The 461-nt window shown below is 47.7% G+C and carries 1 protein-coding gene; it reads right to left on the bottom strand.

Features of this window, described 5'->3' with window-relative positions; all coding sequences use genetic code 11:
• Positions 1 to 461: hypothetical protein (locus ACT3XD_RS19725; RefSeq protein WP_444280716.1), on the bottom strand; the 461-nt coding region annotated here is incomplete at both ends.

Below are 461 nucleotides of genomic sequence, written 5' to 3'. Positions count from 1 at the left end.
CGACGATTTAGAGCGTAGGCAAAGAAACGACCTAACTCCTTGAGATAACTTTCTTGCTGTTGTTTTTCTCCGTCTGCTTGGTACCTATCACACCATTTAAGCAGTTGCTCTGTCGGCCGATCGAAAGGGGTCAGTAATTCCAGCCACTCAGCATCAATACGCCTTGCGACTTTGCAAGCAGCCTCTAGGTTTTTGAGGTAAGTCGTCTGCGTGAGGCGTTTTTTACGCTGCTCAGTAAAACCTTGGTTGGCTTCAAGGTCTTGTATGTCGTTGCGCCAGTGAAGTGCCGCATTGATGATGTGCGCCAGTAAATGCAGACGATCATTAAGCCCTGCTATATCGCTTTGCGTTTTAGCCAGCTTATAGAAAGCGCCATGGATGGGGTGAGTGCCGTGGATGCCTTTCTCTTTCTGGTTCGGCAATGACTTCAGTACTAACTGTTCACTTGTTATGGCTTCTAC

Origin of the sequence: Halomonas sp. AOP7-B1-5 (assembly GCF_052353045.1) — a bacterium.
In the GTDB taxonomy this organism is placed as follows: domain Bacteria; phylum Pseudomonadota; class Gammaproteobacteria; order Pseudomonadales; family Halomonadaceae; genus Vreelandella; species Vreelandella colorata.
Note: the sequence above shows the minus strand (reverse complement) of the source record. Positions and strands in the feature narration are given on the sequence as shown.